The organism is Nonomuraea sp. NPDC049158 (assembly GCF_040648335.1).
Lineage (GTDB): Bacteria > Actinomycetota > Actinomycetes > Streptosporangiales > Streptosporangiaceae > Nonomuraea.
The window spans coordinates 1-22,230 of the sequence record NZ_JBEZDM010000060.1; the positions used below are offsets into that span (position 1 = coordinate 1).

The following is a 22,230-nucleotide window of genomic DNA, read 5'->3' on the forward strand; positions in this document are numbered from 1 at the left end:
GACCAACATCGCCTCCGCCGCCGACTACTACCGCAGCCACCCAGCCGATGGCATGCACCTACTCGGTCTCACGACCTGAGAACGCTTCGGCCCTGCCCCTTTGGGGACTCGGCTAATCACGGCCCTGGCACAGGACTAACCCGCCCACGTGACGAGTCGACCTGTAGGCCGGGTCTTGTGCCTGCCCCGCTTTGAACTGGGCTGATGTACTGGACATACCGCTTGACCTGCTGCTGAGATCTCGCCAGTTCTCAGCGCTTCTGAGCAGCTCTCGCGCTGATGTGCCCCCGATGTGCCCTGATAGTTCCGCCATCGACAATTAGGCGTCAGAGGCCCTGCTCTTCAGTCTGACGATTAAGTGTCAATCTCGACCACATCTAGCCGTCCGCAAGCCATCGGCGGCGGCGTAGCGAAGTCTCTCTGGATACAAGTACAGGATCAGACACTTCTATGGCGTCCCGGATTCTCGCCAGCGATGACTTGTTGGACAGGCCGACCTTTTTGAAGGAGATGCGTATCTCCCATTCAGAAGCATCTAAATTTTCGCCTGCGACAGTTAGCTTGATCCGAAACGCCCCCTCCCCCAAATAATCGCGCCCATCATAACGCTGAGGCCACCCAGCCAAACCCATGCCAAGATCCGGCCAAGGAGTGACCAAATTCCTCTTTGCCGCTCGCTTCTTTTCAACATGAGCGACGTCTATTCGACGTTGCATCCCAGCCGGAAGATCAAGTTCTCCCGTCCTGACCTCCGACCATGAGAGTTCCCGAAGGGCAAGTGTGTTCTCAGGCAATACGGATCCCTCCTCAGGCTCCACTTTGGAGACAATCACCCGAACTTTTCTTGCCGTCTCTCGCCCTGGCCTGTTAGTAGCTCGGAGTCTTATCCAGACGCTACCCCAAGGGGGGCTCTCGTGAACGGCGATGTCCTCAGACGTTCGATCGAATTCAAGAGTCACTATCGGACGTAGCTTTGCCCGCTGCCATCCGGGGAGGAAAAGTGCTACTACCACCGCCGCGACAGTACCGACAGCACTGAGCAGGGCCGAAATTGTGTCAATGCTCATTTTTCCTCCCGGTTGATCACACATCGTAGTCGTTGGACTACTGTACACACGCTCAAACGAAGACACATAGGCATAATTAATCTCAGACGTCATCCCGTCTGCCGTCGACCCGTCGCGAGATAGAGCGGGCCGGTGACGGAGGTGCAAGCCCGGCTTGACGCGTGCCGAGCGTGTGCACAGACCTGCACGGCTGGGCTTGCGGCGGAGGAGGCGGTCTGCTGGGCTCGCCTGGGTCGACGGCAGACGGGATGGACAAGCCCAGCCACCCCACCGCCCGCGCGTTTCGCCAGCGTCCATCCCGGAGCCGGAGTGCCCCCGCCGGAGGCGTTCACCACGTGTGGCCGCGCGGCGGCTGGCCCAGATCAGCCCGACATTTTCCTCCGTGTGCTGTCGCCTGGCGGCCCCTATTCGCTGTCCGCGCCAGACGACCGGGCTACCCAGCCCGTCCCGGAGCGGGAGCGCCAGCGGGAGTGAAGGGCGGGCGCCCGAGTCGTCGGCGCGTGCGGCCCGCGTGCGGGCCGCCTTGAGTATGAGAAGAAAGTTCTCACAGGGAATTGGATCGCCGGATGCGACAGCCGGAGCGGAGGGATCGCAGCAGTTCGCAAAACTCTTCGGTCTCAGGTTCGTCCGGGAAGCGCTGCTCAAGTACAGCATCTAGCTCCCCGGCGACCATGAGAAGAGAAGGAATGGATTTCCTGCCGGACTCCGTTGCTTCCCGCCCCAGCGAGATGGCTTCTTCGAGGTTCCCGTCTCGCGCAGCCGCTACACCTAGAGTGAGTTTGGCTTCAGCCATACGCATTGGAGCGCGGATGGTTCCGTCTGGTGCTACTGAGCTTGCCAGTACTTCATTCGCATGCATGACGGCAAGAGAGTCTTCGCCTGCGAGCCGATAAGCATCCATGGCGTAGAAGTCCCACTTGGCGGGATCTACAATGAAATGATTGTCGGTGCGCCCGGGGACGGGGAATCCATCGAGCACGGGTTGTTGGGAGCCGGCGAAGGAGCCGGAGGGAATGACGGGCGGCGTCGACAGAGCGCGAGTCATGCACCATGATCGCCCGACGGCGACCACGAACGTCAAGGTCGCAGACGCAACTCGTCACGAGTGACTGGTCCGTCGAACCGGCAGAAGTGATCGGTCGGACACAGCCTCAATTAGGCGCCGAGTGACGGGTACTTCTCGGCAACCAGGGTGTTGAACGCCTGAACCGAGGCTTCGCACTCGTAGCCCACGAGATCGGTTCTGAGGTCTCGGATGTATCGCAGGTAGCGCTCGGACTTGAGTGGCCCGGCCAGATTGATGGCTTCAAGCGCGACCATGGCGGCCCTCGCCGGCTGTCCCATGTGGCCGTAGCTCGCCGCCTGCACCAGGCGGTCGAAGGCGAGCGTCCGCACGTACATCGGGTCGCAGAGATCGACGGCCTGGCCTACGAACTCCATGGCCTGTGACGGGATCCTGAGGTCGCGGTAACAGTGCGCTCCCTCGCTGGCGAGTTCCGCCGCGTCGAAGTATCGAGACCACGGCGGGTCGTCGTCCACGCTGCGCTTGCTGAAGAACTTCTCTGCCTGGAGCAGGGCGCGGGCGCACTGAGCCTCGTCGCCGTTGCCTGCGTGGGCTCGCGCTTCCATCGCGTAGAACAACGCCATGGGTGTGGCGGTGGCTATGTCCTTGCAGCCTTCCTGGGCGGCGCGGGCGAGTTGGATGGCCTGGTTGTACCGGCCGAGGTAGTTCGCTTGATGGCTCATGTCGGCGAGCAGCAGGCCGCCCATCATGCGGTCGCCCGAAGCCTGTGCGAGGCGCAATCCCTGGAGGAAGTACCGCTGCGCGAGGCCGTGCCGTCCGAGGTCATATGCCGTCCAGGCGACCAACTCGGTGATCTCCGCAGCCGCCTCGTACAGCGAGCGTCCTACGGGTTCGCTGAACTTGCCATCGAGCATTGGTACGACTTCGCGGTTGTAGTACTGGATAAGAGCAGTTCGGGCGTGCCCTCCGCCGAACTGGAAACCCATGTTGGCGAAAATTTCGGTGGTCGCACGGATTGCGTGCACGTCCCACTCGCCAACGGATGGCCGAGCATTCTCTCTTTCCTGGAGAGGCTCAGGACGCGACAACAACCACGCGATAAGGGACTCTCCCCAAGCGTCCGGTACGACGACGGATTGCAGGGCAACAGGATCGTCGGCTAGGTCTCGTCGAGTAAGGCCCAGCAGCAGACTTCCGACCTCAGAGATGCCACCACCATGGGCGAGTGTGGCCTCAAGCGTCTCCGGGGTGACGACGCCGGCCAGGCCGACATCGTCCAGCGAGAACGTCACGCCAGCCTTCCGGCTGAGGGCCTCGGCGATGAACCGTGCAGTGGCCGGCCGAGGCTTCACGCCATCGAGCCAGCGTTTGACGTCCACATGTGTACAACTCACGCTTATGCCGTCTTCGTCGGCAATTTGTCGTACTCGTGAGGCAAGTCCCGAATTTGAGCAATCTGCGCGCCGCATAGCTTGTGCCAGCGCCACATTGGGCATTCGGGACACTTTCACCTCCGCATTTCCGAGCCTTTGTAATCATGGCGTGGACGGGGCCTCCGTGGCTCGAATTCCATAAATCTGCGTTGCGCGTTTCTCCAGGTCGGGGGCCAGATCACCCCCGTAAAGCACCCCCTGCGCTTTCAGTCCCGGGGGCGATCACGGTGTTGCCGGAGCGCGCCGCGAGGAAGGCTTGAGTCAGCAGGAACGAGCGAGGCGAGGCCCGCAGGAACCCAAGACAGTCGGTGCCTAGGACTTGACTCTCCGTAACTGTACATGTTCTATGTCTCCTAGAACCTGCTCGCATGTTCTCGAACCGAGAGGGCTCAACATGCTTGTCCGTCCGCGAAAGGTGCTCCCCACCGTCCTCACGATCTGCGCCGCCCTCTACGCCCTGAAGGACCCCGAGGGCGCGGCGACCGTGGTCAAGGCGGCGGCGCACCTGGTCATGAGCGCTTCCGAGTCGTTCGCACGGTTCGTCCAGACCGTCAGCAACTAACCGCAGGAAGAGAGACCCACCAGTGGCACACAACACCAACCGCCCGATCCACCCGGCGCGCATGTCGCTCGCCGAAGTCGAAGCCACCTGGCGAGTGGACGGCGAAACGCCGCTTCCCGAATGCACTTACGACCCCGAACTGCACACCGGCCTGCGGCTCACGATCGAGAGCACCGAGGAGCGCGCCGCCCGCGAGGCCGTCGCCCGCGAGGTCTGCGGTACCTGCCCGGCCCTGCTGTTCTGCGCGCTCTACGCACTGGAGACGCGCCCGGCCACGGGCATCTGGGCGGGTCAGACGCCTGCAGAGATAGCCGCGCACGCCGCCGAGGTGGAAGACCTGGAGGTGGCCTGATGACGAGCCGTATCCGCTCCCGCTTCTGGGATCCGACCGGCGACCGGTACAGCATCCCCACCTACCCGTGGAAGATGGCCCCGCCGCACCTGCGCACCCTTCGTCAGCTCACCGCCGAAGGGCTGCGCCCTGGCGGCCAGGGAGTTCAGGCCCAAGTGCTGTGGTGCTCCCGCCGCTACGGTGCACCCGGCGTCCGCGCCGCCTACCTGTACGACGTGCGGTTGGCCCTGCCCAAGCGCACCGCGACCCTCCGCCAGCGTGTCGCCCTGTCGAAGGCGAACGCCACCCGCCGTACCTGCCCGGAGTGCCTGACGGACGTCGGATACGTGCTGCCGCGCCACCTCGGCACCTGCCTCGACTGTGCGGAGGAGGTAGCCGCATGAGCGCCTGCACCACCGCACCGCGCCCCCTCACCGAGGGCGAGCGGACAGCCGTATCCGTCACCGCCGCCGTTACCGGCGCGCTCGGCCTGCTCGGGTTCATCAACAGCTTCGAGCGCGTCGCTCGCGCCGCCGGCCCCTCATTCGGCTGGTTCGCCTGGACGGTCCCGCTCGGCATCGACCTAGGCATCGCCGTGTTCTCGGCACTCGATATCGTGCTGGCCCGTCTCGGCATGCGGGTGAGTTGGCTGCGGTTCATCCCGTGGGCGCTGACCGGCGCGACGGTCTACCTCAACGTGGCCGCCTACCTCAGCGCCCCGGGTTCTACCGACTGGTTCGCGGTAGTCGCCCACGCGCTTCTCCCGCTGCTGTGGGTCATCGCCATAGAGGTCGGTGCCCACGTCATCCGCAAGCGCGCCGACCTGGCCAAGCCCGACCACATGGACGGAATCCGGCGCTCACGCTGGCTGCTGGCCCCGATGGCGACCGTCGCGCTCTGGCGCCGCATGGTGCTGTGGGAGATCTGCAGCTACCCCGAGGCCCTCGGCCGCGAGCGTGAACACATCCTGGCCAAGACAGAGCTACAGGACCGGTACGGCCTGCTCTGGCGCTGGAAGGCCACCCGCCGCGAGCGAGCCCTGTACTACCTCGGCGAACTCACGCCCAAGAACATCCCGGTGAAGGCGGAAGCCGTACGTATCGATCAGGCGAACGTCCCCCCGGCCTTGCCGCCCGCGCCGCGCAAGCGCCCCACCTCCAACCGCCCCCGCGCCAAGAAGACCCCGCCGCCGACGCCGAACGTGGGCGACCTCGTCCCCCTCGGACGACGCGTCGCCGCTGATCTCAAGGCACAAGGCGAGCCCCTGACCCGTGACCGCCTTCGAGACGCCATCCGCCGCCAAGGACAAAGCATCTCGACCGACCGTGCCGGAGCGCTCCTGTCCCACCTGAAGACGGAAGGCCCCGCGGACCAGACGCCGTCCGTACGCGAAGACGAGGCCGCCTGATGACCCTGAGCATCACTGACACACACATGACCTCGGACGACTGCCCGAACGTGGCCGAACTTAGCGGCCGCCGCTGGAGCGTCACCGGCTACCCCGGACGCACCTTCGACCGCAACCAAGCCATCACCGCCATGCTGCTGGCCGAACTACTGACTCAGCGCCCGTTCCCGGAGGACCGTACCGAGCTGCTCGCCGCCAGTTGGCGGGCCGAACTCGGCATCACCGAAGCGGACGGACCGCACACCCCGACCGCCATCGAAAAGCCCGCAGACCGACCGGACGACCAGCGGTCCGACCGCGCATCGTCCCTGACCGCCACATGGGGCGCGGCCTCATCCGCCAAGACAACGACCGCGCCCCAGGACCCCGCGACCAGCAAGTCAAACGAGGTGCACACATCATGACCCACCAGCAGGACAACCCCAACCACGAGGACGACAAGGACCCGGACCGGTCCGCCGCCCCGGACCACGAGAACGGCAAGGACGCCGACATCGTCCACCTGGACGCCGCCCGCGCGGGACGTCAGCCACACAGTCCCGCCGACCGGTCCGAGCAGGACACCGAGGACGGCCCCGCGAACGCGGCCGGACCGGTCCTGGAAGGCGCGGTCGTCCGCGTCGACCAATCCGGTCCGACCGCAGCGGACTGGCGGACCGCGCTGGAGGCCAAGGCGCGCACCCGACAGCCGATCGTCCCGCTGTGGCTACGCTCTCGCACCGAGGCCGTCGAGACCGTCAAATGGATCGGCCTCCACTACCTGCACGTGGCCGGGTACCAGGCCTGCCGCGTGCCGCTGTACGGCGGACGTTTGACCGCACGCGCCCCGCGCGGGTTCCTGCGCCTGGTGGGCGGCGTCATCAAATGGACCTTCGACCTGGAAGGCGAGCCGGTACGACTGGCCGCCGTCCAGAAGGCCGACCCCGAGGCGTACCTGAAGCTCAGCAGACAACGTGACTCCCGCGTACGACTACGCACCCTGATCTCCATCACCGCCCTCGTCACGCTGCTAATCGCAGGCCTCATCGTGACCGATCAGACGAACCCCGTGCAGTGGATGGCGCTCGCAGTCGCCATCGCCACACTCGGCATCCTCGGCAAACCCGCCGACCGCCCGCTGATCAACCGCGCAGTCGTGTCATCCACGGTGGAGAAGCTGACCAGCGACATCGTCATCCGCTCCCTGACCGTGCTCGGCATCGCCGGCATCAACCAGGCCATCGCCAAGAACCCCAAGGACGCCATCCGGTTCGTCGCCCCGATCACCCGCGACGGCCCCGGCTGGCGAGCGGACATCGACCTGCCGTACGGCGTGACCGTGGCCGACGTAATGGACAAGCGCGACCGCATGGCCTCGGCGCTACGCCGCCCGCTGGGCTGCATCTGGCCCGAGGGCGACTCGACCATCCACGAGGGACGGCTGATCCTGTGGGTGGGAGACAAGGACCTGTCCAAGACCGTCATCAAGTCCCCGCTGCTCAAGGCCAGCTCGCATGACGTCTTCAAGGGCATCCCGTTCGGCTGCGACCCGCGAGGCCGCGCCATCGTCGTACCACTCGTTGAGCAGAACATCCTGATCGGCTCGCAGCCTGGCCAGGGCAAGACCGCCTCGGTACGGGTGCTGGCTTCCGGCGCGGCCCTCGACCCGACCGCCGAACTGTGGATCCACGAGCTCAAGGGCACCGGCGACCTCGACCCGCACGAGCAGAACTGCCACCGCTATGTCTCCGGCATCGAGGACGAGGCCATCGGCTACGCCGCCAACTCTCTGGCGCTGCTCCGCAAGGAGGTGATGCGCCGCGCCGCCGCCCTCAAGGCCCTGCCGCCCGATCTGTGCCCGGACAAGAAGGTCACCCGACAGATCGCCGACAAACGCTCACTGGGCTTGCATCCACTGGTTGCCATCTTCGACGAATGCCAGAATCTGTTCGCCCACGCCGAGTACGGCGACAAGGCGGGCGAGGACGCCGAGTTCATCATCAAGCTCGGCCGCGCCCTCGGCGTGATCCTCGTGCTGGCCACCCAGCGCCCGGACAAGGACAGCCTGCCCACCGGCATCAGCGCCAACGTCACCATCCGCTTCTGCCTGCGAGTCGCCGGCCAGCTCGAAAACGACATGATCCTTGGCACCTCCGCCTACAAGAACGGCATCCGCGCCACGGTGTTCCAGCCCAAGGTGGACGCCGGTATCGGCTACCTGCTCGGCGCAACCCCAATGCCCAAGGTGGTACGCACCGCCTACCTGGACACGCCCGCCACGCAACGCATCGCCGACCGCGCCCACGCGCTACGGGCCAGCACGGGAGCACTGAGCGGGCACGCCCTCGGCGAGACGCCCGAGCAGCACGCGCCCACCTTCGACCTGCTCGCCGACATCCTCGCCGTGGTCCCGCCGTCCGAGACCAAGGTATGGAACGAGGCAATCGTGGATCGCCTCGCCGAACTGCGGCCCGACATCTACGGCCCGTGGGCGCGCCTGGAGGGCGGCGCGAAGACGGCCCAGCTCACCACCGCGCTCAAGCCGTACGCCATCAAGACCATGCAGGTCTGGGGCACGCCCGAGAGCGGCGGCAAGGGCGCGAACCGCATCGGCGTAGCCAGAGACGACATTACCACCGCTATTACACACCGTGATCGCGGTAGAGGGTCCAGCGCCGCTTCCTAAGGCCCTGATCGCCTCTAGACCTAGAGGCAGACCCCTCTAGGTCTAGAGGCCCGCCTAGAGCCCAAACCGGCACCCGACCTGCGATCTAGCGCCTAGACCCTGACATGCGAAAACTCTGGAAAACGGCCCTGGAGACCCACATGGCCACTGCCATCACTCTTCTAGCAGTCTGCCTACCGTCAATCACTCTCAGTTACATCATCATCTGCCTGGCGTGGCCCTGGGGCCGCTGCATCCGATGCCGCCCCGGCGGCAAGAACCGCACCTGCCGCGCCTGTAACGGCACCGGCATGCGGCCCCGCCTCGGCTGGCAGCTCTACGTCTACCTCCGCCGCCTGTACCGCGACGGCACCCACTGACCCAGTCCCAAGGAAGGAAACCCGCCATGTCCGGCGAGACCACCATCACCATCATCGGCAACCTGACCAACGACCCCGAACTCCACTTCACCCAGACTGGTACGGCCGTCGCCACCTTCACCATCGCCTCAAGCCCGCGCACCTACAACAAGCAGCTTGAGCAGTGGGAAGACAGCGAGGCCCTGTTCATGCGCTGCTCGGCCTGGCGCGACCTCGGCAAGCACGTCTGCGAATCCCTCACCCGAGGTATCCGCGTCATCGCCTCTGGACAGCTCCGGATGCGCACCTACGAAGCCCACGAGGGCGAACACCGCACCGTCTTCGAGATGACCGTGGACGAGATCGGCCCGTCCCTGCGCTTTGCCACCGCCAAACCCGCCAGAGCGGCCCGCAAAGCCCCTACCAGCCACCACGGCACCGCGCCAGACGCATGGGCCACCACCGCAGCAACGGGCGACAAGCCGCCGTTCTAGCCACGCCCACGCATCACCGAGATACGGCCTCGGCGACCAGCCGCCAAGCACAACCGCCGAGGCCACCCACCCCGAGCACGAGGAAAGGCACTGCCAGCATGGCATCGACCAGCACCCGTTCCCACCGCTATACCCGAACGACCGCACCGCGCCCGCACCTGGAAGACCTCAACCACCTCGGCCGGGGTCGGCTCACGCTCGACAAGCACGCCGCCACCCCATTGGACGCACTCATGCACGTCCCTGCCGAGGGCTACCGCCTCCAGTTCCTTGCGGCCAAGGAGGCGTCCAATGGGGTGGCCTGACCTAACCCGCGCCGCCCTGCAGGCCGCCGCCCGTGGCTGGTGCGTCTTCCCGCTCACCCCGCGCGGCAAGAAGCCGTTGCGTGGCTTCACCGACTGGGAGCGACACGCCACCACAGACACCGACCGCATCGCCGCTTTCTGGCCGCGCCGACCGTACAACATCGGCATCGCCTGCGGCCCGTCCCGGCTGGTCGTGATCGACCTCGACCAGCCCAAGCCCTGCGACCGCCCGCCCGCCGGCCTCGCCCAGTATCACCCGCAGAACGGAGAGCACGTCTTCCGCCTGCTGTGCGCTGAGCACGGCCAGCCATACCCCGACGACACCTTTGCCGTCCGCACTCGGCGCGGCGGCACGCATCTCTACTTCACCCCGCCTGATGGTCTATGGCTGCGCAACAGCGCAGGTCACAAGGGCGGACTCGGCTGGCTGATCGACACTCGAGCCTGCGGTGGCTACGTCGTCGGCCCTGGGAGCCACGTCACTCAGCCGGACGGCACCGGCCCTTACGAGATCATTCACGACCTACCGCCCGCACCGCTCCCGGCTTGGCTCGCCAAGGCGCTCGCACCCGCCGCGCCGCCCTCGCTCAGCGCTGCTGATCTGCTGGCCAGCCTGCCCAGCCACCGCCTGAATCGGTACGGCGACGCCGCGCTATGCAGCGAGATCGAACGCGTGGCCACCGCCCGACGCGGCACCCGCAACCGCGCGCTCAACACCGCCGCTTTCAACCTCGGCCAGCTCGTCACACGCGGCGTGCTGCCCGCCGAGGTGGTCATCACCGCCCTCCAGTCCGCCGCCGAGTCCGCGAACGCCGAAGGCGACCCGAACTCACCACGCGAGATCGCCGCCGTCATCGCCTCGGGCCTGTCCGCAGGCATGAAAGCCCAACCACGCCGTTGCAGGGCCGCATGAACACCACGCAAGGAGCACCAGCCATGAACGACCGCACACCTGACGGCGCCGCTCTGCTCGACCGACTACGCGCCGCGCTCACTCGCTACGTCATTCTGCCGAGTCCCGAGACCGCTGACGCCGTAACCCTCTGGATCGCCGCCACCCACGCCCAGCCCGCCTGGGCGCACGCGCCCCGCCTGGTCATCCGAGGTCCGGAGAAGCGCTGCGGCAAGTCCCGGCTCCTGGACGTGGTGGAGGCCACCTGCCACGAGCCGTTCATCACCGTCAACTCCTCCAGCGCCGCCGTCTACCGCTCCATCACCGAGGACCCCCCGACCATGCTCGTGGACGAGGCCGACACCATCTTCGGCCCCAAGGCCGACGGCAACGAAGACCTCCGCGGCCTGCTCAACGCCGGACACCAGCGCAACCGCCCAGCCAAGCGCTACGACGCCGCCACCAACCGCGTCGAAAGCATCCCGACCTTCGCCATGGCCGCACTCGCCGGCATCGGCGCCATGCCCGACACCATCGAAGACCGCGCCGTCGTCATCCGCATGCGCCGCCGCGCGCCCGGCGAGAACGCGGCCCCCTACAGGCACCGCCGTGACCGGCCCGCGCTGCGTGATCTGGCCGCCGATTTGAACCTGTGGCTCCGCGCTGACCTGTCCGTCTTGGAAGCGGCAGAACCCAGCATGCCGGTAGAAGACCGCGCCGCCGACACCTGGGAACCCCTCGTCATCGTTGCTGACCACGCGGGGGAGAACTGGCCGGATCGCGCCCGCACCGCCACGTTGACGCTCACCGCCGAAGCTGACGACAACGGGCAGACCTCGGCCCGCGTGCGACTGCTCGCTGCCTGCCGCACCGCGTTCGGCCCCGACACCGCCCTACCCACCGCCGTCCTGCTGGAGCGACTCAAAAGCGACCCCGAAAGCGAATGGGCCGACCACGGCCCAGCCGGACTGACCGCAATGAAGCTCGGCACGATGCTGCGCGAGTACGACATCCGCTCAGCCAACATCCGCTTCCCCATCGGCATGCAGGCCAAGGGCTACCAACGGGCCGACTTCGCCGACTCCTGGGCACGCTACTGCCCCACCCTCGGCCCCATCCCAGAGGCCGATGTCGTGCCGATCGACAGGGAGGGCCGTCCCAGCCGTCCCAGCCTCGTCACCGCAGGTCAGAGCGGGACGGCTCCCATCGCCGGGACGGCATGACCCGTCCCACCAAAACAAGCCGTCCCAGGCTTGACCTGCGGAAATGACCCTGGGACGGCTGGGACGGCTCACCCCTCCACAACCACCTATGAGCACCCTCGGCGACCAGCCGCCAAGCACAACCGCCGTGGCATCGACCCGCACCGATCACATGCCCGGAAGGAACGCGCCCCATGGCCACCGTCACCCGCCTCCGCGCGATGCTCACCGTCCCGGAGGTCTGCGCCGAACTCCAGATTTCCCGGTCCACCTTCTATGACTGGCGGCAGAAGGGCCGTGCCCCGCGCTGCGTCACCCTCCCCAACGGCTCACTCCGCATCCGCCTCGCCGACCTTGACAACTGGCTCAACGCCCGAGAGGACGCCGCCTGATGAAGAACACCACCTACGACGTGCGCTTCTATAAGACCGAGGTCCGCAAGAACACGTCGGGCAAGGTCACGTCCTACCGCGTCCGTTGGTCCACCGCCGGAAAGGAATGGAAGAAGACCTTCCAGAAGAGCGCCCAGGCAGACGCCTACCGCAGCAGCCTCGTCACCGCCGCCCGCGAGGGAGAAGCGTTCGACCTGGTCACAGGCGAACCCGCGAAGTGGGGGCGCACTCAGCAACCGGAAATGACCTGGTACGAGTTCGCCTGTAAGTTCGCCGATTTCAAGTGGAAGGCGGCCTCGGCGAAGTACCGCCAAGACATAGCCCGCGCGCTCACCGCCGCCACACCAGCCATGCTCGCCAGCAACAAAGGCAAGCCCAGCGACCTCGCGCTCCGCACCGCCACGCGCCGATGGGCGTTCAACACCAAACAGCGTGCCGAGGCTTCCGAGGAGACCGCTCAGGTACTTGCCTGGCTTGCCAAGAACACCTTGCCCGTTTCCGCACTCACAGAGCCCGCCACGCTGCGCGCCGTTCTCGATGTCGCCAACACCCGGTTGGATGGCAAGCCCGCCGCCACAAGCACGATCCGCAGGAACAAGACCATCCTGCAGAACGCCCTGGACTACGCCATAGAGCTGGAGCTGCTGACCACCAACCCGATCAAGTCGCTGAAATGGAAGCCGCCCAAGGTCACGTACGAGGTGGACAAGCGCAGCGTGATCAACCACGCACAGGCGCGCCACCTGCTCGCCGAGGTCGGAAAGCAGCAGCCGAGCGGGCAGCGACTGGTGGCGTTCTTCGCGGTGATGTACTACACCGCTCTACGCCCCGAGGAAGCCGTCAACCTCAGAGGGGACAACGTGCTCATCCCCGATCTCATCAGAAACGAGGAGACCGGCGAGATGGAAGAACCCGCCGACGATTGGGGAGAACTACATCTTGCCAACGCCGCGCCGTTCGCCGGCCGGGAATGGACCGACGACGGCAGTCTGCGCGAGGAACGCGCGCTCAAGCACCGCGCCAAAGGCCAGACTCGGACGATCCCGTGTCCGCCCGCCCTTACCAAGCTCCTCCGCGCCCATCTCGCCGAGTTCGACACCGGCCCCGAAGGACGGCTCTTCACCGGCGTGCGAGGAGGAGAACTGCCGAGCATCACCTACTGCCGAGCCTGGCGTAGAGCTCGCGAGAACGCCCTGACGCCGCGAGAGGCACGCTCACCGCTGGCCAAGCGCGTCTACGATCTCCGCCACGCCTGCGTCTCCACCTGGCTCAACGCAGGTGTCCCTGCCACCCAAGTAGCCGAGTGGGCAGGCCACAGCGTCGAAGTCCTGCTCAGGATCTACGCCAAGTGCATCGTCGGCCAGGAAGAGGCCGCCAAGCGGCGCATTGCCGAGGCCCTCAAAGACGACGAGCCATAACCGGCCCACACGCGGAAGTGTGGGCAAGCGTTGAAGGTGGACTCCCGCGACCGATCAGCGAGAGCCGCAACCAACCGGACACATGAAGAGAGTCTCTGGCCTGTGTCTGCGCATTTCAGAGGCTCTTAAGGGAATCGTTCCGTATATGTTCGGGATCATGGAACGCGCAGCCCGTCTGCGCACACCTCGACGCGAATGCCCAAACCGCATTGGCAGCTCGGATCTTGGCCGTTCAATGCGGTTCAACCTGGACCAACGCGGCCCGACGGTCTACCTGGAATGGCATGGTACGGCGGTGAACTGCAACCCAAACTGCAACCCGAACTGGCTCGTCAGCTGCGCGGACGCGCACAGTTCGCCGGCCTGCTCATCCCGTCTGTCGTCGACCGCTCGTAGGGGAAGCGGGGCAGGGCCAGGGGGTCAAGGTGGAGCGCCCTGCTGGACGAACGACCTTGACCCCCTGGCCCTGCCCCGCTCGGCTTGTCCCGGGTCGATGGCGGACGGGATGAGCGCCCCTACCTCAGCCACTTGCAGACCGACGGCAATGAGCATGTCCTTGGCGATCATCCCGGAGCCGGAGTGCCCCCGGGTGGAGGCTGGCTATTGCCTCGATCAGCGGGATGCCTCGCTGGGAGATTGGCGGCATGGCTAGTTCGTTGTCGATGGTGCGCCGGGTACGGCTAGATGAAGAGCTTGGGAGGGAGGCGCATGGTTGGCGCCGGTCCTTGATGACGATGACGACGTATGTCGGCTGCTGGCATATTGACGGCCTTCAAAGTCGCATGCGCTATTGAGGATAGCCAAAACTTGATCCAAGTGGCTTATTGCACTCCTGCAGATAGCCTGAGTGCAGCTTATCCGCGTTTGAACACGCCCGTAAGCCCGGCGACCACCACGGCTGCTAGTAGCCAACCCGAAAGGCTGAGCCCGAAGGCCCACCAGGCGGCATAGCCACACGGGACGAATGCATCTCGTTCATGGAGGTTGGCGACCGGCAGAAGCAAGTCAAGACTGTAGCGACTAGGGCTGAATTGGCGCTGCCCAGCTGCGCTCTTGGCTAGATGCACATGAGAAGGGTAAGCGCGCGAGAAGATCCACCAGCCGAGGGCGAACAGCGTGGCGAGGTATGGGAGGACAAGGGTGGGCCGGTAGCCATAACCGATCGTGTAGCGCAGAAACCAACTCCACGCCTGGCTAGGCCATTGAAGCCACGAATTGGAAAATTGGGCGCGGCGACGGGCTCGTTGCTTTGCTATAGCGACCATGCGGGCGCCCTGCTCATCTCCAGCGCGGCGGTATACCGTAGCCAGTTGTTCATAAGGGTGAGGGAGGTAGCCATCTTGTTCACGGCTCAACCAATCCAATCGCTGTCGATAGGTAACTCCTGAGGCATCGATCGTTTCGTAAACAAAGCCATCCAAATGTACAGATGTTGGCCAGGTGTGCATGTCATCTTGCCATCCGCCTACGCGAGCATGGGACATATCGATGCCTCCAGCGATACTTGCTGGACGCATGTCCACATCTCCGATGATCGCCCTTGATGCGATTAGTGCATCGTCGCCGGAATTCTCCAAGATGGCACCCTCGAAGGTCAATTGACCGCCAATCTTGGCGCCAGGCAACTTCACTTTACCAGTTACATTCGCACCAATTAGGGACAAAGTTTCGACTGTTAGCCCATCGGCTGCTAGGGCGTCACCGCCTGGGTTCGTCAGCGTGGCATTCTTGAGACCTAGTTTTGTGCTGATGCGGGCATCAAGCAGCAGTATCCGACCAGTTACCTCCGTATCGTTGAGGTACATTCCTCCTTCGACAGTCACTCCTTGGGCGTTCAGTGCATCGCCACCTGGATTCTCCAGCACCGCATCATTGAATGCTAGTTGACCACTGATGTGGGCACCGAACAGCCATATCTGGCCTATCGCCCTCGTGCCGGCGAGGAACATACTTCCTTCGACAATCAGGCGATCGGCAGTCAACGCTTCACCGCCAGGGTTGATAAATTCTGCCCTTTCGCCTTCGAAACTGCCACCGATATAGACTCGACGGAGGTCCGCTTTGCCTTGACATGTGAAACCGCCGCTGAGGTTGAGATTATGCTTCAGGCGCAACTGTCGGGCGGACAACCCATGGCGTAGGACGCTGCCTCGTAGACTGATTTGAGGAGCGTCGGCCTTGGCCAGGTCTATTCCGCCACCAAGAAAGCAATCGCGTAGATCCAGTGGGCAACGCAGGGTGAGGCCGCCAAGGTTTAGTGCGCCGATCACGCTAGCTCCACGCAGTCGGATAGCTAGCGGCTCACCAAAGCTTTGATCCAGGTCTCCTTGGCCTGTCAATAGCTGTCGCAACAGTTGCGCTCTTATCCGCCGATTCTCGCCCCATATCCGTCCTTGCTTCGGGTCGTCTTCATCGCGCTTTCGAGTACGCAGGTCGAGCAGGCGACCGAGCGCTGCTGCTCGACATAGCTGCTTCTCAATGGGAGTGAGATCAGGTTCTGTGATCATTGGCATCCATGTAGTATTTAAAGGACCATCGCCTAAAATACCCACAGGCCTCTCATCGAAATCTCTTCAACAAGTAAGGTGCATGTATGGAAGTAAGCGGACGTCCAAGGCTTACACAGGGGACTTCAGCGTGCACATGCACTATTTTGTATCTCACTCGGAACGTCGCCTTCGACTACTTTCCCGCGGGCTGGAGGGCGGTCTGGACTTGGGCTTGGTAGCTCAGGGCAGTTGAATGCCCTGAGCGCAGCCCGAGCACGGCGCACGCGAGAACGGCCTCCAGGCCGCACGCGCAGCGTGCGGCCGAGCGCAGGGCCGCGCCGGCGGCGCGGAGCGCCGCCCTTGATCCTCACAAGAACAATTCAGCAGGTATCGCATACGCCTGCCATTGAGCAGGGAACTGGTTTGGGGCAGACGTTGGCCAGGGCCGACCCAGCTCCCGTCCATCAGTTCTAAGCCCCCACAGACTGCTTCGTGAGCACGAGGACCGAACGGCACACCAGAGTGACACTGAGCTCTTTCCATCCTGACGGCGCAGGTCGAGATGGGTTCGCGTGGAACGGTGGCGGATGAGAGGAGGCTCCCGATAAGACAGCAGTCGACCAAGATCCGATGCCCCAACCGGGAGCCTCGTTGCTGTCTTACCGTGCCTCGATTCCGCTGTCCAACCACACTCTGATCCGCCTGGCCGAACTCATCCGCACCCGGCGGGTCGAACGCCGCTCCCGGTGGCGGAAGTTAAACCCGGCCCGGCAAGCTCTGCTGGTCCTTGCCCACCTGCGCAACGGCGACACCTACGCCCGCTTGGCCGCCGGCTTCGCCATCGGCACCAGCACCGCCTGGCGCTACATCCGCGAAGCCGTGGACCTGCTGGCCGCCTTGGCCGACGACGTACACGCCGCCGTCGAGCGCGCATCCCTACTGGCCTACGCCATCCTCGATGGCACCCTCATCCCCATGGACCGTCTCGCCGACGAGCGCCCGTACTACAGCGGCAAACACAAGCAGCATGGGATGAACGTGCAACTGCTGGCCGACCCCATGGGGCGGCTGGTGTGGGCCTCGCCCGCACTGCCGGGCGCCACCCACGACGTGACAGCCGCTCGGACGGCCGGCCTGATCGACGCCTTGACCAGCGCCGGCGTGAAGACCTTCGCGGACAAGGGCTATCAAGGCGCGGGCGGCACGATCCGCACACCGTTCAAGCGGCATCGCCATCGTCCTTGGTTGTCACGCGGACAGCGGGACGTCAACCGCGCCCACGCCCGTATCCGAGCCATTGGCGAGCGTGCGGTCGCGACCTTGAAGTCCTGGAAGGTACTGACCAAGCTGCGCTGTTGCCCGCATCGCGCGACCGCACTCGTGCAGGCGATCCTCGTGCTGCAGTTGGTGGAAGAGGGCCGCTACTCAGGATGAAAAGGGCTCACTGATGCACCCCAGGGCGAGAGGTGAGGACATCGTCGGTCATGAGAGGCGGCCGAGCAACACGCCGCCGAGATTCTCAAGGACGGCCCTAGCCGAAACCGTGCATGGGGTCGTGGGCAAGCATTGGGCGTGGACGCCCGCAAACGATCAGTGAGAACCGTAGACAGCCGGACACGCGAAGAGAGCCTCTGACCCGCGTTACCGCAGGTCAGAGGCTCTCTTCTGCTGCTTGAGGTAAGCGCGCCCTGCAGGATTCGAACCTGCGACCGTCGGATTAGAAGTCCGCCGCGCCGAACCCGCCGGTCGTACCGGGAGCAAGCCGCTCCTCAATGGCGGTCACCGCGTGGGCACGGTGGGCGGCCAGCACGCGCACCACGGCCTCCGTGTCGCGGCGGCGCAGCAGGTCGAGCGTGGCGCGGTGCTCCTCGATGACCCGCTGCCGGTTGGGCTCCTCCCCGTAGTACAGCGACCGGTAGGCGTCCGTGGAGTCCCACAGCGTCCTGATCAGCCGGACCAGCCGCGGCAGCCCCGACCACTCGAAGATCGTCATGTGGAAGCGGCGGTTGGCCTCGGCCATCTCCAGCACGTCACCCGCCGCCGCGGCCCGCTCGACCTCGGCCTGCGCGCGCTCGGCCGCCGCCAGCCCGTCGTCGGTGAGGCGTTCGACCGCGCGGCGGACCGCCTCCGCCTCCAGCAGCTCGCGGATCAGGTAGACCTCGCGCAGGTCGTCGAGCGAGAGCCGCTGCACGCAGTAGCCGCGATGCGCCTTGTACGTGACCAGCCCCTCGCCCTCCAGGGTCTTGAGCGCCTCGCGCAGCGGGACCCGGCTGACGTCGAACTCCTCGGCCAGCGCCTCCTGCCTGATCGGGTCGCCTGGACGCAGCCGGCCGGTGGTGATCGCCCGCCTGAGCTCCTCCAGGACGAACTGCTGGGCCGTGGGCGGCCTGCGGTGCCCTTCTACCGAGGTCATTGCCCCAATATCTCACGGACCCAGTCCGCGTCCTGCCCGAGCGAGGGCGGCGGGAGGCGGTACTCCGGCGGCGTCGCGCCGAGCCCGATGGGGTTGGCCACCTGATCACCGGCCAGGGGCTCCAGCCCGAGCTCGGCGGCGAAGGCGAACGCCGCGTCCAGGGAGTTGATCGGCCCGCACGGCACCCCGGCCGGGGTGAGCGCGGCGAACCACTCGTCGGCCGTACGCGTCCCGAGGGTCCGGCCCAGCTCGGCCACGAGCACCTCCCGGCCGGCGACCCGGCCGGTGTTGGCGGCGAAGCGGGGGTCGTCGGCCAGGTCGGCCCGGCCCAGCACCTCGCACAGGGCGCGGAACTGCCGGTCGTTGCCCGCCGCGATGACGATCGGCCGGTCGGCGGCCTGGAACACCTCGTACGGCACGATGCTGGGATGCCGGTTCCCCATGGCCTTCGGCACCACCCCGGCGGCGGCGTAGGCGGAGGCGTGGTTGGTCAGGGCCGACAGCAGCGACGACAGGAGCGACACCGAGACGCGCTGCCCCTGCCCGGTGGCGTCGCGGTGGCGCAGCGCGGCCAGCACGCCGAGCCCCGCGTGCAGCCCGGTGATCACGTCGACCAGAGCCACACCCGCCTTCGTGCCGGGGCCGTCCGGCTCGCCCGTCACGCTCATCAGGCCGCCGACGGCCTGCGCGATCAGGTCGTAGCCGGGCAGTTCCGCGCCCTTGCCCGTGCCGAACCCGGTGATCGAGCAGTAGACCAGCCCGGGGTTGACCTCCCTGAGCGCGTCATAGCCGAGGCCCAGCCGGTCCATGGTGCCCGGCTTGAAGTTCTCGACGAGCACGTCGGCGCGGGCGGCCAGCGCGCGGGCCACCTCCAGGTCGGCGGGGTCACGGAGGTCGAGGGCGATCGAGCGCTTGTTCCGGTTGACGGACAGGTAATAAGTGGCCACTCCCCCGGCGTGCGGCGGCCCCCACGAGCGGGTGTCGTCGCCGGCGCCGGGGCGTTCCACCTTGACGACGTCGGCGCCGAGGTCGGCCAGGAGCATGGTCGCGTACGGCCCGGCCAGCACCCGGCTGAAGTCGGCCACCAGCAGCCCCGCGAGAGAGCCACTCATGCGGGGGCGCCGAGGTAGACGGTCACGGTCTGGGTAAAGAACTCGCGGGCCGCGCGCCCCTGCTCCCTGGGCCCGAAGCCGCTGAGCTTGCGCCCGCCGAACGGCACCCAGGGGAAGGTGCCCGCCGACTCGGAGTTGATGTGCAGCACGCCGACCTCGAGGTGCTCGACGGCCTGGAGGGCGGCGCCGAGGTCCCTGGTGAAGATCGCCGCCGACAGGCCGTGCTCGCTCCGGTTGGCCAGCCGCAGCGCCTCCTCGGGGCCCGACGCCCGCACAGCGCCCACGACGGGCCCGAACAGCTCCCTGCTCCACACGTCCACGTCCGTGCCCGGCAGCGCGAGCACGGTCGGCGGCGTGAACCAGCCGGCCGCGAGGTCGCCGTCGGTGTACGGCCGGGCGCCGGCCAGCACCGTGGCCCCCTGCCCGAGCGCGTCGCGTACGCCCGCCGCCACCCGGTCCCTGGCGGCGGCGCTGACCAGCGGGCCCATGTCCACCCCGGCGCCGAGCGGGTCGCCGACGACCAGTTCCGCCGCCTTGGCGGCCACCTTGCGCAGCAGCTCGTCGGCGACGGACTCCTCGACGACCAGCCGGGAGGTCGCCGTGCACTTCTGCCCGGTGGACCGGAACGCGCCCATGCACACCTGCTCGGCGGCGTGGTCGAGGTCGGCGTCGGCCAGGACGACGGCGGCGTTCTTGCCGCCCATCTCGGTCTGCACCGGTTTGGCCAGCTCGCCGCAGCGCGCGATGACGGCCCGGCCCACCTCGGTGGATCCGGTGAAGGAGACCACGTCCACGCCGGGGTGATCGATGACGGCCGCGCCTGCCTCCGCCTCGCCGTACACGAGGTTGAGCACGCCCGCGGGCAGGCCAGCCTCGACCAGCGCGCCTGCCAGGCGGGCGGCGAGCAGCGGGACGAGCGAGGACGGCTTCCAGACGACCGTGTTGCCGTAGGTGAGCGCGGGCGCCAGCTTCCAGGCGGGGATCGCGATCGGAAAGTTGAACGGGGTGATCACTCCGGCGACGCCGACCGGTTTGCGCATGACGAGGAGGTTCTCGCCCCGACGCGGGGAGGCGTAGATCTCGCCACTCTCCCGGTCGGCCTCGGCGGCGTAGTACCGCAGGATCCTGGCCGCGCCGCGTACCTCCGCCACGCCCTCGGGCAGGGTCTTGCCCTCTTCGCGGCTCAGCTCCCGCCCCCACTCCTCGGCGGACTCCTCGACCAGGGCGGCCGCCGCGGTGAGCACGGCCGCGCGTTCGTGGTGCGGGGTGGCCCGCCAGCCGGGCGCGGCGTCGCGGGCCGCGCGGATCGCCTGCTCCACCTGCTCGGGCCCGGCGGCCCGGCCGCGGGCGACGATCTCATCCGGCCGGGCGGGGTTGGTGTCGGCGAACTCCGCGCCGGATCCCTCGATCCAGCGACCGTCTACGAGGTTCAGGATGTCCATGGTCAACGCACCCTAACTGTGTCATATTGGATAATCAATATTGGATCCAAAATACGGAGCTGGGACATGCATCCTTCCGCCCTCTTCGCCATCGACGGCCTGCTCACCGACGAGGAGCGCGACATCCGCCAGGCCGTCCGGCAGGTGTGCGACCGGGAGATCCGGCCGTACGTCGCCGACTGGTTCGAGGCGGGCGCGCTGCCCGCCCGCGAGCTGGCCCGCTCGCTCGGCTCCGTCGGCGTCCTCGGCATGCACCTGGACGGGTACGGCTGCGCGGGCCTCGGCGCCGTCGCCTACGGCCTGGCCTGCCTGGAGCTGGAGGCGGCCGACTCCGGGCTGCGCAGCCTGGTGTCGGTGCAGGGCTCGCTGGCCATGTACGCGATCTGGAAGTACGGCAGCGAGGAGCAGAAGCGGGAGTGGCTGCCCGCGATGGCGGCCGGCGAGCGCATCGGCTGCTTCGGCCTGACCGAGCCCGACTTCGGCTCCGACCCGGCGGGCATGCGGACGACGGCCAAGCGGGACGGCTCCGACTGGGTGCTGAACGGCACCAAGATGTGGATCACCAACGGCTCGGTGTCCGACGTGGCCGTGGTCTGGGCGCGGGCCGAGGAGGGCATCCGCGGTTTCCTGGTGCCGGCGGGCACGCCGGGCTTCGCCGTACACGATCTCAAGCGGAAGGTCTCCCTGCGCGCGAGCGTGACGAGCGAGTTGGTGCTGGACGGCGTGCGGCTTCCGGAAGAGGCGATGCTGCCCGGCGCCCGTGGCCTGTCCGGGCCCCTCGGCTGCCTGAACGAGGCCCGGTTCGGCATCGTGTTCGGCGCGATGGGCGCGGCGCTCGACTGCCTGGAGACCGCGCTCGCCTACGCGGCCGAGCGGGAGATCTTCGCCCGGCCGCTCGCCTCCTTCCAGCTCACCCAGGAGAAGCTCGCCGACATGGCGCTGGAGCTGGGCAAGGGTCTGCTGCTGGCGGTGCATCTCGGGCGGCTGAAGGAGCGCGGCGAGCTCACCCCCGAGCAGGTGAGCGCCGGCAAGCTGAACAACGTGCGTGAGGCCCTCGACATCGCCCGGACGTGCCGCACGCTGCTGGGCGCGAGCGGCATCACCCTGGAGTACCCGGTGATCAGGCACGCGGTCAACCTGGAGTCCGTGCTGACCTACGAGGGCACCTCGGAGATCCACACGCTGGTCCTGGGCAAGGCGCTGACCGGCGTGCCCGCCTTCCACTGACAGTCTCAGAAGGGGC

Annotated in this window: 22 protein-coding genes; 15 read left to right on the forward strand and 7 right to left on the reverse strand. The window is 66.6% G+C overall.

From position 1 onward, the window contains the following. Positions 1-377: 377 nt before the first annotated feature. The 3 genes from AB0B61_RS54550 to AB0B61_RS54560 form a co-directional block, all read right to left on the reverse strand. Entirely contained in the window at positions 378-1,067 is a 690-nt protein-coding gene (locus AB0B61_RS54550) for a hypothetical protein (protein WP_358449726.1), read from the reverse strand. A 544-nt stretch (positions 1,068-1,611) separates the two neighbouring features. Continuing rightward, on the reverse strand, positions 1,612-2,148 hold the full coding sequence (locus AB0B61_RS54555) for a hypothetical protein (RefSeq protein ID WP_358449728.1): 537 nt from the start codon (positions 2,146-2,148) through the stop codon (positions 1,612-1,614). Positions 2,149-2,222: 74 nt separating this feature from the next. Further along, positions 2,223-3,470: a hypothetical protein gene (locus AB0B61_RS54560; RefSeq protein ID WP_358449730.1), complete on the reverse strand. Its 1,248-nt coding sequence runs from the start codon at positions 3,468-3,470 to the stop codon at positions 2,223-2,225. A 448-nt stretch (positions 3,471-3,918) separates the two neighbouring features. Here AB0B61_RS54560 and AB0B61_RS54565 point away from each other — a divergent pair, with 448 nt between their 5' ends. The 13 genes from AB0B61_RS54565 (at position 3,919) to AB0B61_RS54625 (ending at position 13,531) form a co-directional block, all read left to right on the forward strand. Continuing rightward, positions 3,919-4,086, forward strand: a complete 168-nt coding sequence (locus AB0B61_RS54565) for a hypothetical protein (protein WP_358339796.1) — start codon at positions 3,919-3,921, stop codon at positions 4,084-4,086. Between the two features lie 22 nt (positions 4,087-4,108). Further along, positions 4,109-4,438 (forward strand): WhiB family transcriptional regulator, encoded by a 330-nt coding sequence (locus tag AB0B61_RS54570; protein ID WP_358449732.1) that lies wholly within the window; start codon positions 4,109-4,111, stop codon positions 4,436-4,438. After that, the gene (locus tag AB0B61_RS54575) at positions 4,438-4,821 is read left to right on the forward strand and encodes an RRQRL motif-containing zinc-binding protein (RefSeq protein ID WP_358449734.1); all 384 of its coding nucleotides are present in this window, start codon (positions 4,438-4,440) and stop codon (positions 4,819-4,821) included. The genes AB0B61_RS54570 and AB0B61_RS54575 overlap by 1 nt, the downstream gene beginning before the upstream one ends. Further along, entirely contained in the window at positions 4,818-5,825 is a 1,008-nt protein-coding gene (locus AB0B61_RS54580) for a DUF2637 domain-containing protein (protein ID WP_358449736.1), read from the forward strand. The genes AB0B61_RS54575 and AB0B61_RS54580 overlap by 4 nt, the downstream gene beginning before the upstream one ends. After that, the gene (locus AB0B61_RS54585) at positions 5,825-6,229 is read left to right on the forward strand and encodes a hypothetical protein (RefSeq protein WP_358449738.1); all 405 of its coding nucleotides are present in this window, start codon (positions 5,825-5,827) and stop codon (positions 6,227-6,229) included. Before AB0B61_RS54580 ends, AB0B61_RS54585 begins: the two co-directional genes overlap by 1 nt. Beyond that, positions 6,226-8,490 carry a cell division protein FtsK gene (locus AB0B61_RS54590; RefSeq protein WP_358449740.1) on the forward strand — a complete coding sequence of 755 codons (2,265 nt, stop codon included), beginning with the start codon at positions 6,226-6,228 and terminating at the stop codon, positions 8,488-8,490. The genes AB0B61_RS54585 and AB0B61_RS54590 overlap by 4 nt, the downstream gene beginning before the upstream one ends. 140 nt (positions 8,491-8,630) lie before the next feature. After that, positions 8,631-8,849: a hypothetical protein gene (locus tag AB0B61_RS54595; RefSeq protein ID WP_358449742.1), complete on the forward strand. Its 219-nt coding sequence runs from the start codon at positions 8,631-8,633 to the stop codon at positions 8,847-8,849. Between the two features lie 26 nt (positions 8,850-8,875). Beyond that, a complete protein-coding gene (locus AB0B61_RS54600; protein WP_358449744.1) occupies positions 8,876-9,322 on the forward strand; it encodes a single-stranded DNA-binding protein in 447 nt (148 codons plus the stop codon). A 98-nt stretch (positions 9,323-9,420) separates the two neighbouring features. Beyond that, positions 9,421-9,627 carry a hypothetical protein gene (locus AB0B61_RS54605; protein WP_358449746.1) on the forward strand — a complete coding sequence of 69 codons (207 nt, stop codon included), beginning with the start codon at positions 9,421-9,423 and terminating at the stop codon, positions 9,625-9,627. Next, positions 9,614-10,540 carry a bifunctional DNA primase/polymerase gene (locus AB0B61_RS54610; RefSeq protein WP_358449748.1) on the forward strand — a complete coding sequence of 309 codons (927 nt, stop codon included), beginning with the start codon at positions 9,614-9,616 and terminating at the stop codon, positions 10,538-10,540. Before AB0B61_RS54605 ends, AB0B61_RS54610 begins: the two co-directional genes overlap by 14 nt. A gap of 23 nt (positions 10,541-10,563) precedes the next feature. Next, complete coding sequence (locus tag AB0B61_RS54615) at positions 10,564-11,742, forward strand: DUF3631 domain-containing protein (RefSeq protein ID WP_358449750.1); 1,179 nt, start codon at positions 10,564-10,566, stop codon at positions 11,740-11,742. 173 nt (positions 11,743-11,915) lie between these two features. After that, positions 11,916-12,113, forward strand: coding sequence for a helix-turn-helix domain-containing protein (locus AB0B61_RS54620; RefSeq protein WP_358449752.1), 198 nt, complete (start codon positions 11,916-11,918; stop codon positions 12,111-12,113). Beyond that, positions 12,113-13,531 carry an integrase gene (locus AB0B61_RS54625; RefSeq protein ID WP_358449754.1) on the forward strand — a complete coding sequence of 473 codons (1,419 nt, stop codon included), beginning with the start codon at positions 12,113-12,115 and terminating at the stop codon, positions 13,529-13,531. The genes AB0B61_RS54620 and AB0B61_RS54625 overlap by 1 nt, the downstream gene beginning before the upstream one ends. Before the next feature lie 854 nt (positions 13,532-14,385). Here AB0B61_RS54625 and AB0B61_RS54630 read toward each other — a convergent pair. Then, positions 14,386-16,083 carry a hypothetical protein gene (locus AB0B61_RS54630; RefSeq protein ID WP_358449756.1) on the reverse strand — a complete coding sequence of 566 codons (1,698 nt, stop codon included), beginning with the start codon at positions 16,081-16,083 and terminating at the stop codon, positions 14,386-14,388. Between the two features lie 588 nt (positions 16,084-16,671). On the opposite strand from AB0B61_RS54630, the gene AB0B61_RS54635 reads away from it, so the two are divergent. Then, positions 16,672-17,454 carry a transposase family protein gene (locus AB0B61_RS54635; protein WP_358449806.1) on the forward strand — a complete coding sequence of 261 codons (783 nt, stop codon included), beginning with the start codon at positions 16,672-16,674 and terminating at the stop codon, positions 17,452-17,454. A 283-nt stretch (positions 17,455-17,737) separates the two neighbouring features. Here the strand turns inward: AB0B61_RS54635 and AB0B61_RS54640 are convergent, their stop codons facing one another. From AB0B61_RS54640 to AB0B61_RS54650, 3 genes are read right to left on the reverse strand one after another with little or no spacing between them, the layout of a single operon-like run. Next, a complete protein-coding gene (locus AB0B61_RS54640) occupies positions 17,738-18,433 on the reverse strand; it encodes a GntR family transcriptional regulator (RefSeq protein WP_358449758.1) in 696 nt (231 codons plus the stop codon). Further along, on the reverse strand, positions 18,430-19,545 hold the full coding sequence (locus tag AB0B61_RS54645; protein ID WP_358449760.1) for a CoA transferase: 1,116 nt from the start codon (positions 19,543-19,545) through the stop codon (positions 18,430-18,432). Before AB0B61_RS54645 ends, AB0B61_RS54640 begins: the two co-directional genes overlap by 4 nt. Continuing rightward, entirely contained in the window at positions 19,542-20,987 is a 1,446-nt protein-coding gene (locus AB0B61_RS54650; RefSeq protein WP_358449762.1) for an aldehyde dehydrogenase family protein, read from the reverse strand. The genes AB0B61_RS54645 and AB0B61_RS54650 overlap by 4 nt, the downstream gene beginning before the upstream one ends. Before the next feature lie 66 nt (positions 20,988-21,053). Here AB0B61_RS54650 and AB0B61_RS54655 point away from each other — a divergent pair, with 66 nt between their 5' ends. Beyond that, the gene (locus AB0B61_RS54655; protein ID WP_358449764.1) at positions 21,054-22,214 is read left to right on the forward strand and encodes an acyl-CoA dehydrogenase family protein; all 1,161 of its coding nucleotides are present in this window, start codon (positions 21,054-21,056) and stop codon (positions 22,212-22,214) included. Positions 22,215-22,230 lie beyond the last annotated feature (16 nt).